Origin of the sequence: Bradyrhizobium sp. HKCCYLS3070, from assembly GCF_051167575.1 — a bacterium.
In the GTDB taxonomy this organism is placed as follows: Bacteria; Pseudomonadota; Alphaproteobacteria; order Rhizobiales; family Xanthobacteraceae; genus Bradyrhizobium.
The window spans coordinates 1,667,540-1,683,790 of sequence record NZ_JBNPTI010000001.1 but is presented as its reverse complement, the minus strand read 5'-3'; the positions used below and the strand labels follow the sequence as shown (position 1 = coordinate 1,683,790).

The 16,251-nt window shown below is 66.2% G+C and carries 14 protein-coding genes; 7 read left to right on the top strand and 7 right to left on the bottom strand.

All coding sequences use genetic code 11. The annotated features are described in order from the left end of the window. Positions 1-249 precede the first annotated feature (249 nt). A complete protein-coding gene (locus tag ACQR03_RS07815) occupies positions 250-1,584 on the top strand; it encodes a S41 family peptidase (protein WP_315750922.1) in 1,335 nt (444 codons plus the stop codon). Positions 1,585-1,818: 234 nt separating this feature from the next. Here ACQR03_RS07815 and ACQR03_RS07810 read toward each other — a convergent pair whose 3' ends face one another. From ACQR03_RS07810 to ACQR03_RS07790, 5 genes are all read right to left on the bottom strand, one after another. Next, complete coding sequence (locus ACQR03_RS07810) at positions 1,819-4,533, bottom strand: bifunctional diguanylate cyclase/phosphodiesterase (RefSeq protein ID WP_315750924.1); 2,715 nt, start codon at positions 4,531-4,533, stop codon at positions 1,819-1,821. Positions 4,534-4,684: 151 nt separating this feature from the next. Next, the gene (gene moaC, locus ACQR03_RS07805) at positions 4,685-5,179 is read right to left on the bottom strand and encodes a cyclic pyranopterin monophosphate synthase MoaC (RefSeq protein ID WP_315750926.1); all 495 of its coding nucleotides are present in this window, start codon (positions 5,177-5,179) and stop codon (positions 4,685-4,687) included. Between the two features lie 2 nt (positions 5,180-5,181). Continuing rightward, a complete protein-coding gene (trpC, locus tag ACQR03_RS07800; RefSeq protein ID WP_315711631.1) occupies positions 5,182-6,000 on the bottom strand; it encodes an indole-3-glycerol phosphate synthase TrpC in 819 nt (272 codons plus the stop codon). A 16-nt stretch (positions 6,001-6,016) separates the two neighbouring features. Continuing rightward, positions 6,017-7,030, bottom strand: a complete 1,014-nt coding sequence (trpD, locus tag ACQR03_RS07795) for an anthranilate phosphoribosyltransferase (protein ID WP_315711632.1) — start codon at positions 7,028-7,030, stop codon at positions 6,017-6,019. Between the two features lie 23 nt (positions 7,031-7,053). Then, a complete protein-coding gene (locus ACQR03_RS07790; protein WP_315750928.1) occupies positions 7,054-8,961 on the bottom strand; it encodes a peptidylprolyl isomerase in 1,908 nt (635 codons plus the stop codon). Between the two features lie 222 nt (positions 8,962-9,183). On the opposite strand from ACQR03_RS07790, the gene tpiA reads away from it, so the two are divergent. Beyond that, positions 9,184-9,939, top strand: coding sequence for a triose-phosphate isomerase (gene tpiA, locus ACQR03_RS07785; RefSeq protein WP_315711634.1), 756 nt, complete (start codon positions 9,184-9,186; stop codon positions 9,937-9,939). 27 nt (positions 9,940-9,966) lie between these two features. Here the strand turns inward: tpiA and ACQR03_RS07780 are convergent, their stop codons facing one another. Together ACQR03_RS07780 and ACQR03_RS07775 are read right to left on the bottom strand one after the other, a co-directional pair. Beyond that, the gene (locus tag ACQR03_RS07780; protein WP_315711635.1) at positions 9,967-10,494 is read right to left on the bottom strand and encodes a GNAT family N-acetyltransferase; all 528 of its coding nucleotides are present in this window, start codon (positions 10,492-10,494) and stop codon (positions 9,967-9,969) included. A 2-nt stretch (positions 10,495-10,496) separates the two neighbouring features. After that, positions 10,497-11,063, bottom strand: a complete 567-nt coding sequence (locus ACQR03_RS07775; protein WP_315711636.1) for a helix-turn-helix domain-containing protein — start codon at positions 11,061-11,063, stop codon at positions 10,497-10,499. A 210-nt stretch (positions 11,064-11,273) separates the two neighbouring features. Between ACQR03_RS07775 and secG the strand changes: the two genes are divergently transcribed. The 5 genes from secG (at position 11,274) to ACQR03_RS07750 (ending at position 16,173) form a co-directional block, all read left to right on the top strand. Further along, entirely contained in the window at positions 11,274-11,657 is a 384-nt protein-coding gene (gene secG, locus ACQR03_RS07770) for a preprotein translocase subunit SecG (RefSeq protein ID WP_316185825.1), read from the top strand. Positions 11,658-11,824: 167 nt separating this feature from the next. After that, positions 11,825-13,456, top strand: a complete 1,632-nt coding sequence (locus tag ACQR03_RS07765) for a CTP synthase (protein ID WP_315711639.1) — start codon at positions 11,825-11,827, stop codon at positions 13,454-13,456. A 198-nt stretch (positions 13,457-13,654) separates the two neighbouring features. Continuing rightward, positions 13,655-13,981 (top strand): NIPSNAP family protein, encoded by a 327-nt coding sequence (locus ACQR03_RS07760; RefSeq protein ID WP_315827488.1) that lies wholly within the window; start codon positions 13,655-13,657, stop codon positions 13,979-13,981. Positions 13,982-14,098: 117 nt separating this feature from the next. Next, positions 14,099-14,962 (top strand): 3-deoxy-8-phosphooctulonate synthase, encoded by an 864-nt coding sequence (gene kdsA / locus ACQR03_RS07755; RefSeq protein WP_316185826.1) that lies wholly within the window; start codon positions 14,099-14,101, stop codon positions 14,960-14,962. Continuing rightward, the gene (locus tag ACQR03_RS07750; protein ID WP_315750937.1) at positions 14,962-16,173 is read left to right on the top strand and encodes an MFS transporter; all 1,212 of its coding nucleotides are present in this window, start codon (positions 14,962-14,964) and stop codon (positions 16,171-16,173) included. The genes kdsA and ACQR03_RS07750 overlap by 1 nt, the downstream gene beginning before the upstream one ends. The last annotated feature ends 78 nt before the right edge of the window (positions 16,174-16,251 follow it).

Genomic DNA, 16,251 nt, shown 5'->3' with positions numbered 1-16,251 from the left:
ATCATGGGTGTCCGTGAAAGCCGGGGTATGTTCAGCCGGGCCCGGCGCCGGCGCAGCCTTGAGCTTGATTTCAGCCTGTGAACGTCCATTTCGGATGCGAGCGCCGGCGGTCGGGCCCCGGTACGGCGGCGCAATATCGGCCTTGAAGAAACCGGAAATGTGGTGTGTGTTCGCAACACAAATCGCGCCGGCGATGCGTGCGGACCATTTGATCGGCCGGCCATCCAACAAACGCTCGGGAAGCAAACAATGCGAAAAAACTGGCTGTTCTTGGCGGGCACGATGACCGGCGTCGGTCTGACCCTGATGGTCACGGGTCCCGACGGCGCGCAACTCGTTGCGAAGGCCAAGGCCGCGGCCGGCATGGCCGACACCTATTCGCAGCTCAATCTGTTCGGCGCGGTGTTCGAGCGTGTTCGCGCCGACTATGTCGAGAAGCCGAGCGATCCCGCGCTGATCGAAGGCGCCATCAACGGCATGGTGTCGTCGCTCGATCCGCATTCGCGCTACATGAACGACAAGTCCTGGCGCGACATGCAGGAGACCACGTCCGGCGAGTTCGGCGGACTCGGTCTCGAGGTCACCATGGAGGAGGGCTTGGTCAAGGTCGTCGCGCCGATCGATGACACGCCCGCGTCCAAGGCCGGCGTTCTCTCGGGCGATCTCATTGCCAAGATCGACGGCGAGGCGGTGCAGGGACTGACGCTCGAGCAGGCCGTCGCCAAGATGAAGGGCGGCGTCAACACCAAGACCAAGCTCACCATCATGCGCAAGGGCAAGGACGCACCGCTCGACGTTACGCTGACGCGCGAGATCATCAAGGTGCGCCCGGTGCGCTATCACACCGAAGGCGGCGACATCGGTTATATCCGCATCACATCCTTCAACGAGCAGACCACCGAGAGTCTGCGCAAGGCGGTCGCCAGCATCTCCAAGGAGATCCCGCAGGAGAAGCTCGCCGGCTACGTGGTCGACCTGCGCAACAATCCGGGCGGGCTGCTCGATCAGGCCGTGTCGGTCTCCAGCACATTCCTGCCGCGGGGCGAGGTGGTCTCCACCCGCGGCCGCAATCCGGAGGAGACGCAGCGCTTCACCGCGCGCGGCGGCGACCTCACCAAGGGCAAGCCGCTGGTGGTGCTGATCAATGGCGGCTCGGCCTCGGCGTCGGAGATCGTGGCCGGCGCGCTGCACGATCACAAGCGTGCGACCCTGGTCGGCACGCGCTCGTTCGGCAAGGGCTCGGTGCAGACCATCATTCCGCTCGGCGCCGGCAACGGCGCGCTGGCGCTGACCACGGCGCGCTACTACACGCCGTCGGGACGCTCGATCCAGGCGCAGGGCATCGCGCCGGACATCGAGGTCAAGCAGGACGTGCCGGACGAGCTGAAGGATCGCGGCGATCTCAAGGGTGAGGCCGGCATGCGCGGCCATCTCTCGGCGCCCGACGGCACCGAGCAGACCGGCTCGCAGTCCTACGTTCCGCCGGACGAGAAGGACGACAAGGCGCTGCACGCCGCATTCAACGTGCTGCGGGGCGTCACGGTGAACGCTGACGTCCGCGCCAAGGCGGCGGTGCCGAACTGATCTGCGAAGCGGGCGGGTGCGCGGCTTGCGATGCTCACACCCGACGGGGCGGCCCTGAGGCCGTCCCGCCGTGGTTTTCGACCAGTGTGTACAGGCGAACACGGAGTATGTCCGTCTGTGTCCCGTAGATCATGGCGGAGCCGTGGACTTCAAGGCACGACCGGTCGGCAGGGTTTGAATCTGGCTTGCGGAAAAGCCTCAAATTGCAACGGTATTTATCGGTTCGGAACCGGCTCAGGCGGCGTCCGAGCGCGAACGGCGGCCGGATGAGGGATTGGCGCGCTGCGCAGCGAACAATTGCCGCACGTCGGCTGCGGGCTTCGGAGGGCTGAACAGATAGCCCTGCATCTCCGAGCAGCCGAGCCGCTTCAGCACCTGCCGCTGCGCCTCGGTCTCGACGCCCTCGGCGGTCGTCGACATCTTGCGGATGGCGGCGATGTTGACCACGGCCTGGACGATCGCCGCGGAACCCTCGCTATCGGTGATGTCCTTGACGAAACAGCGGTCGATCTTGATCTTGTCGAACGGAATGCGCTGGAGATAGCTGAGGCTCGAATAGCCGGTGCCGAAATCGTCGAGCGCGATGCGGACGCCGAGCGCGCGCAACTGGTGCAGGGTGTCGAGCGCGTCGTCGTCGCGGATCAGCACCGCTTCGGTGATCTCGAGTTCCAGCCGATGCGGCGGCAGGCCGGAGGTCGCAAGTGCATTGGCGACCTTGAGCGCCAGGGTGCCGCTCTTGAACTGCACCGGCGAGACGTTGACGGCGAGCCGGATGTCGTCCGGCCAGCTCACCGCCTCGGTGCAGGCGACCTGGAGGACGCGTTCGCCGAGCAGGTTGATGAGGCCGGTGTCCTCGGCGATCGGAATGAACTCGGCCGGCGAGACGGCGCCGCGGGTCGGATGCCTCCAGCGCACCAGCGCCTCGCAACCGACGATGCGGTCGTCCTGCAGGCTCAGACAAGGCTGGTAGTAGACCTCGAGTCGATCGTCGGCCATGGCCTGGCGCAGGTCGACCTCGAGCTGGTGGCGCGCCTTGATCTGGGCGTCCATCTCGGGCTCGAAGAAGCGCCAGGTGCGGCGTCCCGCGGCCTTGGCGGCGTACATCGCCAGATCGGCGTTCTTCATGATCTGGTCGAGATCGGTGCCGTGCTCGGGGATCAACGCCACGCCGATCGAGGCGTCGGCGGTGAGCTGATGGCCGAGGCAGTCACGCGGAGCGCGGATCGCGCCGAGAATATCCTCGATCAGCTGTTCGACATCCTCCCGGTTGCGGATCGCCGTCTGAACCACGGCGAACTCGTCGCCACCAAGGCGGGCGACGAACCCCGCGGTGCCGACACAGGCGCTCAGGCTCGCCGCGACGGATTTCAACAGCTCGTCGCCGATGAGGTGGCCGAGCGAATCGTTGACGCCCTTGAACTCGTCGATGTCGATGTAGTGCAGCGCGAGGCGCCGGCCGTGGGGGACGCCGGTCAGCTCCTCCTTGAGGCGCTCGTGAAACAGGGTGCGGTTCGGCAGATCCGTCAGGGCGTCGTAGTGCGCCAGATGCGTGATCTGCTCCTCGGACCGTTTGCGCTCGGTAATGTCCTCGTGGGTGGCGAGCCAGCCGCCGCCCGCGATCGGCTCGTTGACGATCTGGATCCAGCGACCGTCCGTGGTCTCGATGATCTGCGAGGTCTTGCGGCCGATGTCGCGCAGCACCGCATCGGCATATTCGACGTCGTCGCCCGCCAGCGAGCCGGTGGCCTTGCGGTGCGCGATCAGCGCGCGAAACGTGCAGCCTGGTTTCACGACGTCAGCAGACAGGCCGTACATGTCGACGTAGCGCTGGTTGCTGATGACCAGGCGCTCCGATGCATCGAACAGCAAGAGGCCCTGGGTCATGTTGTTGACGGCCTTGTCGAGCCGTTCCTTCTCCAGCGTCAAGCGGCGGCTGGAGGCGTCGTGGTCGCTGATCAGCCGGCGCACCACGACGTAAAGCATGCCGGCGATCAGCAGCACCGACGTCACGCCGACGGCGATCAGGAAGCGCATCTGCTCGCGCCAGTCGGCGAGCGCCGCCGAGACCGTCGTCGTCGCAGTCACGATCAAGGGATAGCTCGTCAGCCGGTGCGATGCGCCGATGCGGTGCTCGCCGTCGACGGGGCTGCTGAAAATGCCCGTGGTGTTGCCATCGCCGGCCAGGATCTGGCGGAAGATCGGCGCGTTCTTGTAGTTCTGGTTCTGCATGCCCTCATGGCGTGGATGGCGGGCCAGAAGGGTTCCGTCGCGATGCATCATCGAGATCGCCGCGTCGGGACCGAGCGCGACCGAGGCGAAGAACCGCTCGACATTGATGGGTTCGAGACTGCGGCTGATGATGCCCAGGAACTCGCCGTTGGGACTGGTCAGTTTCAGGGCAATGACTGCGACATATGTGCCGGTGATCCGGCCCACCACCGGTTCGATCAGCAGTTGCGGCGCGGTCGGATCGGATTTCAGCCGCTTGAAGAAGGTGCGATCGGCAATGTTGACGGGCGGCACCGGCCAGGCCGCTCCGGAGTTGATCAGGTTGCCGTCGGAGTCGAAGATGTTCAAACCGCCGACATAGGTCACCGCGCTCAGCTTGTCCTTCAGCATGGCATTGACGGCGGCGCTTCCCATCTGCTCCTTGAAGCGGGCGCCGCTGTCGATGTGGTTCTGTCGGACGTAGTTGGCGAGATCGCGCTGGATCGCGCCGAGATCCTCCATCTGCTGATCGAAATGGCGCGCCAGCAGGAGGACGGTGTTCTCCAGCTCGCGCGTCGCGCTGTTCAGCGCGCGTTCCCGGAAACTGTCGGCCATGATGGTCGTACCGATCGCGATGGCTGCAATCAGCACGAGGCCTCCGCCGACCAGCCAGCGGATCGGTCCACCGCGGTCGGTCGAAGCTCTGAGGGCATTCCCTGGACTGGTGGTATCGGTCGTCATCGGTCCTGAATACGCTTGCGATCGGCGCTTCGGGATGGACCGCTACGATGTCCCTCCCACAACCATTGCTATCGGTCCGCGATGGAAGTGAGGTTAGGAAGTTGAGTTAGCGAACAATTAATTCGAAGTTGTATTTGGCTTGGTAATCTCTTCAGGCGCGATAGTGCCCGGACTTGCCGCCGATCTTTTCGGTCAAGCGGATACCTTCGATGCGTACGCCGCGCTCGGCCGCCTTGATCATGTCGTAAATGGTCAGGCAGGCGACGGACACGGCCGTCAGGGCTTCCATCTCCACGCCGGTCGGCCCGGTCACCTTGACGGTGGCGCTGACGAGGCAGCCGGGTAGCGCGGCATCGGGCGTGATGTCGACGGAGACCTTGGACAGCGCCAGCGGGTGGCACAGAGGAATCAGCTCGGAGGTCCGCTTGGCGGCCATGATGCCTGCGATGCGGGCAGTTCCGAGCACGTCACCTTTTTTGGCGTTGCCGGACAGGATGAGCTCGAGCGTCGCCGGGCTCATGACGACGCGGCCCTCGGCGGTCGCGGTTCGCTCGGTCGCGGCCTTGTCCGACACGTCGACCATGCGGGCTTCGCCGCGGGCGTCGATGTGGGTGAGGGCGGGAGCGTCGGGCGACTTGTCGGACATGGTCACTCAGCCGCGCTGGCGGAGGCGGCATTGCGCGCAAGCAGCGCGCGCGTCGCCGCCGTGACGTCCGCCTGCCGCATCAGGCTCTCGCCGACCAGGAAGGTCTGGATGCCGACGCGCGCCAGGCGCGCGAGATCGGCCGACGTGAAGATGCCGCTCTCGCCGACCAGAAGACGCTCGACCGGGACCAGCGGCGCCAGCGCTTCGGAGGTCGCCAGCGTGGTCTCGAAGGTTCGCAGGTTGCGGTTGTTGATGCCGATCATCGGCGAGCGCAGCTTCAGCGCGCGATCGAGCTCGGCGCGATCATGGATTTCGATCAGGACATCCATGCCGTGGGCGAGCGCGGCAGCCTCGATGTCCGCAGCGGCGGCATCGTCCAGCGCGGCCATGATGATGAGGATGCAGTCGGCGCCGTGAGCACGCGCCTCGATCACTTGGTAGGTGTCGAACATGAAGTCCTTGCGCAGCACGGGCAGGGCGGTCGCGGCCCGCGCGGCGACCATGAAGTCGAGATGGCCCTGGAACGACGGCGTGTCTGTCAGCACCGACAGGCAGGCCGCGCCGCCGGCCTCGTAGGCCTTGGCAAGCACCGGCGGATCGAAATCGGCGCGGATCAGTCCCTTGGACGGCGAGGCCTTCTTCACCTCGGCGATCAGCGCGTAGTCACCGTTCGCATGCTTGGCTCGGATCGAGGCAACGAAGCCGCGCGGCGGCGAAGCGTCACGCGCGCGGGCCTCGAGCTCCGGCAACGGGCATGCCCGCTTGGCTGCCGCGATCTCCCCGCGCTTATACGCTTCGATCTTGGTCAGGATGTCCGACATGGCACGCTCCGGTGGATCAGCTGTTGGAGACCTCGATCAGCTGCTTCAGCCGCGCCGCCGCAGCGCCGCTGTCGAGCGAATCCCGGCCGATTGCGACGCCTTCCTTCAGCGTCTTGGCGCGGCCGGAAACGACCAGCGCCGCCGCGGCGTTCAGCAGCGCCACGTCGCGATAGGGGCTCGGCAGGCCGTCCAGCACGCTCTGCAGGGCCACCGCGTTGGCTTCGGCGTCGCCGCCCTTCAGACCGTCGCTGCCGCACAGGCCAAGCCCGGCCTCTTCGGGCGTGACCTCGAAGGTGCGGATATGACCGTTCTCCAGCGCGGCGACAAAGGTCGGGCCGGTCAAGGTGATCTCGTCGAGCCCGTCGGAGCCGTGCACGACCCAGGCGGCCTCCGAGCCGAGATTCTTCAGCACGTGGGCCAACGGCTCGACCCATTGCCGCGAGAACACGCCGACCATCTGGCGCCTGACGCCGGCCGGATTGGACAGGGGACCGAGCAGATTGAAGATCGTGCGGGTGGCGAGCTCGACCCGGGTCGGCCCGACGTTCTTCATCGCCGGATGATGCGCGGGTGCGAACATGAAGCCGATGCCGGCCTCGCGCACGCAGCGCCCGACCTGGTCAGGCTTCAGGTCGATCTTGACGCCGAGCGCGGCGAGCACGTCGGCGGCGCCGGAGCGGGACGACAGTGCGCGGTTGCCGTGTTTGGCGACCGGCACGCCGGCGCCGGCCACGATGAAGGAGGCGCAGGTCGAGACGTTGACCGAGCCGGAGCCGTCACCGCCGGTGCCGACGATGTCGACCGCGCTCGCCGGCGCATCGACGCGCAGCATCTTCGCCCGCATCACGCTGACGGCGCCGGTGATCTCCTCGACCGTCTCGCCGCGCACGCGCAGCGCCATCAGCAGCGCGCCCATCTGCGACGGCGTCGCCTCGCCCGACATCATGCTGTCGAAGGCGGACGCCGCCTCCTCGCGGGACAGCGGCGCGCCGGTCGCCACCTTGCCAATGATCGACTTGAGATCGTCCATCACGCGTGCCCCTAGCAAACCCGTCACTGATTGTTGCCGCCGACCACCTGGGCCACCGCAGCCTCGTTGATCGTCGTCCCGATGTCCTTCTCGAGCTTCATGACATAGGCCGTGCCTTGCTCGTCGGCGAGCGCGCGCTGCAACTGGTCCTTCAGCTTCTTGGTGTCTTCGGACGCGAGGTCGACCTTCGGCTCGATGATGTCGGTGACACGGAACACAATCCACCGCCGGCCGCCATCAGCCTCGGTCTGGCCGACGCCGTCCTTCGCCGTGCGGAATGCGGCGGTGATCGCGCCGGTGGGGACGCCGGGCACCGAGGCGTCGCGCTTGAACGCGCTGGCCGTCTCGACCTTCACGCCGAGCGATGCCGCCTCGTCGGCGAGCTTGCCGCCCTCGCTGAGCTTCTTGACCAGCTCGGTGGCCTTCGCGCGCAGCTTGGTGGCGACTTCGTCGTCGCGCCAGCGCGCGGCGACCTGATCCTTGACCTCGTCGAGGGGGCGATCGCGCGGCGGGGTGATGCCGAGAACCTCGAACCAGACATAGCCGCCGCGGAACGAGATCGGCTCGTTGTCGACACCGACGTCGCTGGTGAAGGCCTGCGCAACGACATCCAGGCCAAGCGGGATGTTCGAAACGGGCTGGCCGTTGGGTTGCTTGCCGGACCTGTCGACGGCTTCGAGTGTGATGGCATTGAGACCGAGCTTCTTGGCGGCCTCGGCGACGCTGGCGCCACCGCCGCGCTCGTCTTCCATCTTGTCGCGAAGATTGGCGACTTGCGACTTGGCGCGGTCGGCTGCGATCTCCTTCTTGATGTCGGCAGCGACGCTCTCATATTCGGGCTGCTGGCCCGGCTGAATCGCGCTGACCTTGACCAGCGCCACGTTGAATGCGCCCTTGACGGGCTGGCTGACCTCGCCGGTCGGCAGCGAGAAGGCGGTATCGGCAACGACAGGGTCGAGAATCGCCGATTTCGTCACCAGACCGAGATCGAGATCGGCTGGGTTGAGGTTGCGCTCCTTGGCGAGTTCGTCGAACGTGACTTCACCCGCGGCGATCCGGGCGCGCGCCGCTTGCGCCTCCTCCATGGTGGGGAAGGTCATCTGCTGGACCTGGCGCTTCTCCGGCGTGCCCATCAGCGCCTTGCGCTGGTCGAACAGCTTCCTGGCGTCCTCGTCAGATACGTCGGTCCACTTGCCGATCTCTTCGGGCGTCACCACGACGAAGGAGATCTTGCGATATTCCGGCGCCTTGAACTGGGCTTTGTGCTCTTCGAAATAGGACGCGAGAACCTCGGGCGAGGGCGCATCGATGGTGCCGGCCTGCGCCGCGTCGAGCTTGATGTAATCGATCGAGCGCTGCTCGTTCTGGAAGCGGCCGAGCGCCTCGAGCATCGTGTTGGATGGCTCCAGCCCGGCCGCGATCGTGCCGGTGATCTGCCGCCGCAGCGACTGTCGGCGCTGGTCAGCCAGGTAGCGCTGCTCGGTGAAGCCGAAATTGCGGATGATGGCCTGGAAGCGCTGCGGGTCGAACGCCCCGTTCGGGCCCTTGAAGTTGGGATCGCTGAGGATCACCCGCATGGTCTCCGCATCGGACTGGGCGAGACCGAGACGGCGAGCCTGCTCATCGAGGGCGGCTTCCGCAATCGTCTGCTGCAGCACGGAGCGGTCGAGCCCGAACATGCGGGCCTGCTCGGTGGTCAGCGGACGACCGAGCTGGCGGCCGATCTGCTGCAGCCGGTCGGTATAGATCTGCCGGAACTCGTTGACCGAGATCTCCGTGCGTCCCACGGTTGCAGCCGTCGACTGCCCGAAGCCGCGGAAGATGTCGGCGATGCCCCAGATGCCGAAACTGACGATCAAAACGCCCATGACCACCGCCATGATGGTCTTGCCGAGCCAGTTTGATGAGGCCTTGCGTAATCCTCGAAGCATGGGTCCAGTCTGTCTGCAGGAAAAAGGATGAAGAGGCCGCGCCTTAAAGCAGATTCCGCAAAAGGCCGTCACCGAGTTGAAACGGCTTATAAAGAGGCGGCCGCCCGGTCGCAACCTCGGCCCTGAGGCCGATTGAAGCGGTGGGAAGACGGCTCCCGCTCTGGTGCTCGTCGAAGGGCTCTGCTAGCCGATGTCTGTCACAACATTTGCTGGAATCCCGCCATGACCGACCGCATCCGGCCGCTGATCGCCGGCAATTGGAAAATGAACGGCCTGAAGGCCTCGACCGCCGAGTTCGACGCCATGCTGGCCGGAGCCGCCGAGGTCACCGGAAAGGCCGACCTGCTGGTCTGTCCTCCCGCCACCCTGGTGGCAGGCTTCGCCGAGAGGGCGCGCGGCTCCCGCGCGATCGCGGTCGGCGCTCAGGATTGCCACCCCAAGGCGTCGGGAGCCCATACCGGGGACGTTTCGGCGGAGATGCTGGCCGATGCTGGCGCCACCGCCATCATCGTCGGCCATTCCGAGCGGCGCGCCGATCATGGCGAAAGCGATGTTGTGGTGCACCAGAAGACCGAGGCGGTGTGGCGCGCCGGGCTGGTCGCGATCGTTTGCGTCGGCGAAACCCAGCAGCAGCGCGATGCAGGGCAGACGCTCGACATCCTGCGCGGCCAGCTCAACCTCAGCCTGCCGCAGGAATCACGGGCCGGCAACCTGGTCGTGGCCTATGAGCCGGTTTGGGCGATCGGCACCGGCCTGACCCCGACTGCCAAGGATGTCGAGCAGATTCATGCCTTTATCAGAGAGCTGCTGATCGATCGCTTCAAGCAGGAGGGAGCGCGGACGCGCATCCTCTATGGCGGCTCGGTGAAGCCCTCCAATGCGGCCGAGCTGATGGCGGTCGCGAATGTCAACGGCGCGTTGGTCGGCGGCGCCAGCCTGAAAGCCTCAGACTTTCTCGCCATTGCGAAGGGCTGTTGAGAAGCAACGTGAGCGAAAGCGCACGCCTCAGTCCGCCTGTTCGATTCGCTTCCAATAGATCTTCGTGCCGGTAAGGCCGCCATGCGGCTTCAAGGCATAGTCCGGAATGGTTCCGCTCAGCTGGAAGCCGACGCTTTCATAAAGCCGTGAGGCGCCCCCATCCTCGGCGGTATCGAGGACCAGCATCGTCCGACCGTGCGCGCGGGCGAGGTTTTCGGCCGCGCGCAGCAGCGCGGTCGCGATTCCGCGTTTGCGGTGGCTGATGCGCGTCATCATCTTTGCGATCTCGGCGCGGTGCGGCTGGTTCGGCGGCAGCTTCAGCTGCAACGTGACGGTCGCAATCACATCCTCGCCGTCGAAGGCGCCAAGAACGGCTCGTTCGCCGCGCGCCGCGGCCGAAAGCGATTCCCGCCAGAAGGCGTCGGCATCCTCCTCGCGAAGCGGGTGCATGAAACTGACCGAACCACCATCGGCGACCGTTTCGATCAGCATGGCGCGAAGCGCGCTTCGCACGACCGGTGTGTCCGATAGGGATGCAATTCGAATCGCGGACATTCTCAACTCCGGGCAAGCGCCACGACATAGACGCAGGGTGCGTCCGACTCGTTGGCAAAGGTGGTGTCGATCGGTGGGCCGAAGCCGAGGCAGTCGCCGGGGCCGAGGACGTGGCGTTCCGCGCCTTCCGTGATGGTCAATTGCCCGCTCTGCACCCAGAGAAGCTGGCGGATGTGGATGTAGGAGGAGGCCGGCAAGGTCACGCTGCGGTGCGCCGGCATCTCGACGGTCACCAACTCGATCGGATGATCCGGCCTGAGAAAGACCTGGCGCCGGACATAGCCCGTGTCCGGATCGCGCCAGACCGGCTGCTCGGCCGCCTTGGACAGGCGCTCCGACTGGGCCTCGGCTCGGAGCATCAAGCCGGCCAGCGTGAGATCGAACGCGCTTGCCAGCTTGACCAGGATGACCGCCGTCGGGCTGACCTCGGCGCGCTCGATCTTACTGATGGTGGCCTTTGACACTCCCGAGCGCTCGGCAAGGTCGGCCAGCGACCAGCCGCGGCTGTCCCGTTCCAGCAGCAGGCGGCGCGCCAGCCGCTGGCTGAAGTCGTCTATTATTTGATCCATATGTCTCTAATAGTAGAAAATGGATGGTCGGGCAAGCCTCGACGACGGGCGGCGCGGCAGCGCTTGTGAGAAGCGCGGCTGCGATTATCTGCGGGGTGGCGTTGCCCGACATGATCGTGTAACACCGCGCAAATTTCCGAATAGCCCGCGAAGCTCTCGCGATCCCGGCCTCCGGCCGGGGCCTGCGAGGGCTTGTGACGGAAGGTCACCATGCAGACTGTCTTGATCGTCATTCACCTCATGATCGTCGCCGTCCTGATCGGCGCCGTGCTGTTGCAGAAGTCCGAAGGCGGCGGCCTCGGCATGGGCGGCGGCGCCGGCTTCATGTCGAGCCGCGGTACCGCAAACCTGCTGACGCGGACCACGGCGATTTTGGCGGTCGGCTTCTTCCTGACGAGCCTGCTGTTGACCTGGCTGGCTGGCTACGATCGCAAACCGACCTCGATTCTCGGCACCTTGCCTGGGCAGACCCAGTCAGGCGGCGCGAGCCCGGTGGCGCCGACCGGGGGCGGCGTGCTCGACCAGCTCAAGAAGGCCGACGAGCAGCAGGCTCCCGCGGCTCCGGCTGCGCCGCAGGCACCGCAATCGCAATAACGCGGATAAGCCATGCAGGAACGCAATTGGCGTCCTGCGTCATGAGGCGGTCTCAAGTACCTGAGACCATTCAGATTTTGAAGTAACCCACAGGCCCGCGACAGCGTTGCGGGCTGCAAGCGATTCGTTTTGGCGAATCGAGCGCGCGGCATTAAAGGTAGGGTCCCATGGCGCGGTACATCTTCATCACCGGCGGCGTGGTTTCCTCGCTCGGAAAGGGTCTGGCTTCAGCCGCGTTAGGCGCGCTGCTGCAGGCCCGCGGCTACAAGGTCCGGCTTCGCAAGCTCGACCCCTATCTCAACCTCGATCCCGGCACGATGTCGCCGTATCAGCACGGCGAAGTGTTCGTGACCGATGATGGCGCCGAGACCGATCTCGATCTCGGACATTACGAACGCTTCACCGGCCGACCGGCGACCAAGGCCGACAACATCACCACGGGCCGGATCTACCAGGACATCCTGACCAAGGAGCGGCGCGGCGACTATCTCGGTGCGACCATCCAGGTCGTCCCGCACGTGACGAACGCGATCAAGGATTTCGTCCTGTCCGGGAATGACGAGTACGATTTCGTGCTGGTCGAGATCGGCGGCACCGTCGGCGACATCGAGGGCCTGCCGTTCTTCGAGGCGATCCGGCAGCTCGGCAATGAGCTGCCGCGCCATCACGCGATCTACATCCACCTCACGCTGCTGCCCTACATCCCGAGCGCCGGCGAGTTGAAGACCAAGCCGACGCAGCATTCGGTCAAGGAGCTGCGCTCGATCGGCATCCAGCCTGACATCCTGCTGTGCCGCACCGACCGCCCGATCCCGAAGGAGGAGCGGCGCAAGCTCGGCCTGTTCTGCAACGTGCGCGAAAGCGCCGTCATCGAGGCGCGTGACGTCGACAACATCTATGCCGTGCCGGAGGCCTATCATGCCGCCGGCCTCGACGACGAGGTGCTGGCCGCGTTCGGCATCGAGCCGCGGGTGCCGCCGGCGCTGTCGAGCTGGCACACGATCAACGAGCGCGTTCGCAATCCGGAAGGCGACGTCACGATCGCGATCGTCGGCAAGTACACCGGCATGAAGGACGCCTACAAGTCGCTGATCGAGGCGCTGTCGCATGGCGGCATCGCCAACAAGGTCCGCGTCAAGCTCGACTGGATCGAGAGCGAGGTGTTTGAGAACGAGGACCCCGCGCCGTTCCTCGAGCACGTCAACGGCATCCTGGTGCCCGGCGGCTTCGGCCAGCGCGGCGCCGAGGGCAAGATCCGTGCGGCGCAATTCGCGCGGGAGCGCGACGTGCCGTATTTCGGCATCTGCTTCGGCATGCAGATGGCGGTCATCGAGGCGGCGCGCAATCTCGTCGGGATCGCCGAGGCCAATTCGACCGAGTTCGGTCCGACGCCGGAGCCGCTGGTCGGCCTGATGACGGAATGGCTGCGCGGCAACGAGCTGGAGAAGCGCTCCAAGAGCGGCGATCTCGGCGGCACGATGCGGCTCGGCGCCTATCCTGCGGCGCTCAAGCGCGGCAGCCGCGTCTCCGAGGTGTATGGCGGCGCCACCGAGATCTCCGAGCGGCATCGCCACCGCTACGAGGTCAACACCGCCTACAAGGACCGGCTCGAGCAGCACGGGTTGAAGTTCTCCGGCCTGTCGCCCGACGGCGTGCTGCCGGAGATCGTGGAGTACGAGGACCACCCGTGGTTCATCGGCGTGCAATTCCATCCCGAGCTGAAGTCGCGCCCGTTCGAGCCGCATCCCTTGTTCGCGTCGTTCATTCAGGCCGCGGTGGTGCAGAGCCGGCTTGTGTAGCAGGCCTTTGTCGCCAAGTGCCGTCATTGCGAGCGGAGCGAAGCAATCCAGAGTCGCGGGCGGGACTCTGGATTGCTTCGTCGCTGACGCTCCTCGCAATGACGGCCGAGGCGCGCAACGCGACCTTTGACGGCCGCGACGATTGTTGCGACAACGCTCCCCGATCGCGCGAAGCCAGAAAAGATCAGGGAGGATCAGATGATCTACGAGAGCCGCATCTATCGCTGCATTCCGGGCCGGCTGCCGGCGCTGCTGAAGCGTTTCGAAAACACGACGCTGAAGCTGTGGGAGAAGCACGGCATCCGCCCCGTGGGCTTCTTCACGACCCTGATCGGCGAATCCAACCAGGACCTGACCTATTTCCTGGCCTGGGAATCGCTCGCCGAGCGCGAGACCAAGTGGACCAAGTTCATGTCCGATCCCGACTGGATCTCGGCGCGTGCCAAGAGCGAGGAGGACGGCCAGATCGTTGCCAACATCACCAGCCAGTTCCTGGTGCCGACGGCGTTTTCGGCGCTGAAATAGAGGCCGGGGAGGGGCTGGGATGACCGATCCCCGCAACCCTGCTATTCGCAGGCAAACGCCGGTTGATCCGGCAGCCGGCGCTGGGCCATGGTCGCGCGCTCTCATGAGGATGATGTCGTGAACGCTTCGATCTCTGCCGCGCCGGTCGTCAGCCTCGGCTCCGTCAAGTTTGGCAACCACCTGCCGTTCGCCGTGATCGCCGGCCCATGCCAGCTCGAGAGCCGCGCGCATGCGCTCGAGGTCGCCTCGGCGCTGAAGGCGATCGCGACGCGGCTCGGCATCGGGCTCGTCTACAAGACCTCGTTCGACAAGGCCAACCGCACCTCGGCCTCCGCCGCACGCGGCCTCGGCCTGGCGCAGTCGCTGCCGATCTTCGCCGAGATCCGGTCTTCGCTCGGCCTGCCGGTGCTGACCGACGTGCATGACGCCAGCCAGTGCGCCGAGGTGGCGCAGGCCGTCGACGTGCTGCAGATCCCCGCGTTCCTGTGCCGGCAGACCGACCTGCTGCTCGCGGCCGCGGCGACGGGCCGGGTCGTCAACGTCAAGAAGGGCCAGTTCCTGGCGCCCTGGGACATGGCCAACGTGGTCGCCAAGATCACGAGCTCCGGCAATCGCAACGTGCTGGTCACCGAGCGCGGCGTCTCGTTCGGCTACAACACGCTGGTCTCCGACATGCGGTCGCTGCCGATCATGGCGCGCACGACCGGCGCACCGGTCATCTTCGATGCGACCCACTCCGTGCAGCAGCCGGGCGGCAAGGGCACGTCCTCGGGCGGCGAGCGCGAATTCGTGCCGGTGCTGGCGCGGGCGGCGGTGGCCGTGGGCGTCGCCGGCGTCTTCATCGAGACCCATCCCGATCCCGATCATGCGCCCTCCGACGGGCCGAACATGGTCCCGCTCGCGCAGTTCGAGGGGCTGCTGCGAACGCTGATGGCGTTCGACGCACTCGCCAAGGCGCCGGCGGCGGACGCCGGGCGCTGATGCACCAGACCGCCGCCAAGCCCGCGGGGCAGAAGTTTCCGCCGGCGGTGAACATCATCGCCCTCGCAGGCTTCTCGGCGGCGCTGTCGACGCGGGCGCTCGATCCGGTGCTGCCGCATGTCGCCGAGGATTTCGCGATCAGCATCACCACGGCGGCGAGCATCGCCGCGGGCTATGCGCTGATCTACGCGCTGATCCAGCCGGCGATCGGCGCCGCCGCCGATCTGTTCGGCAAGGCGCGGCTGATGACGCTGTGCCTGGCGCTGCTCGGTGTCGCCAGCATCCTCGGCGCGCTCGCCACCTCGTTTCCGCTGTTGTTCGCGACGCGCATCCTCGCCGGCATCGCCTCGGGCGGCGTGTTTCCGGTGGCGCTCGGGCTGACCAGCGATCTCGTCGCGCCCGACAAGCGGCAGGTCGCGATCGGCCGCACGCTCGCGGGCTCGATGGCGGGCAACCTGCTCGGCGCGACGGCATCCGGCATCATCGGCGATCTCATCGGCTGGCGTGGCGTGCTTGCGATCCTCGGCGCGCTCGGGCTGATCGCCTCCTTCGCGGTGGCGGCAGGCTTTCGCGGCGCCAAGGTCACGCATGCGCCGACCACCGATCTCGCCGCGCTGAGGAAGGGCTACCGCACCATCTTCACCAACCCCAATTCGCGCTTCTGCTTCTCGGCCGTGTTCGTCGAAGGCTGCTGCGTGTTCGGGCTGTTTCCGTTCATCGCCTCGTTCCTGTTCGATCTCGGCGAGACCTCGCTGTCGATCGCGGGCATCGTCATCGCGGGCTTCGCGGTCGGCGGCCTGTTCTACACGTTCACGGTCTCGAACTTCCTGCCGCGGCTCGGCGTCAAGGGCATGATGATCACGGGCGCTGCCCTGGTCGGGCTGCAGCTTGCCGCGCTCGCCTTCGGTCCGGGCTGGAAGCTGCAGTTCGGCTGCATGCTGCTGATGGGCTGGGGCTTCTACATGATCCATGGCTGCCTGCAGGTGTTCGCCAGCGAGCTGTCGATCGGGGCGCGCGCGACCGCGATGTCGCTGCACTCGTTCTTCTTCTTCATGGGCCAGACGGTCGGCCCGATCGCCTATGGCTTCGGCCTGGTCCATGGCGGCAAGCAGCCGACGTTGCTGATCGCCGCCATCATGATGGTCGCGCTCGGCTTCGCCTGCGCCGCGCTGCTGCGGCAGCGGCCGCCGGCAGATGCGGCGGTCAGCTGACGGCCATGTCGGACACGGGCGCGGGCCCATTGCATCTGAAGACATGGTCCCGTCGCGGCAGCAACGCCTGCTAATTTG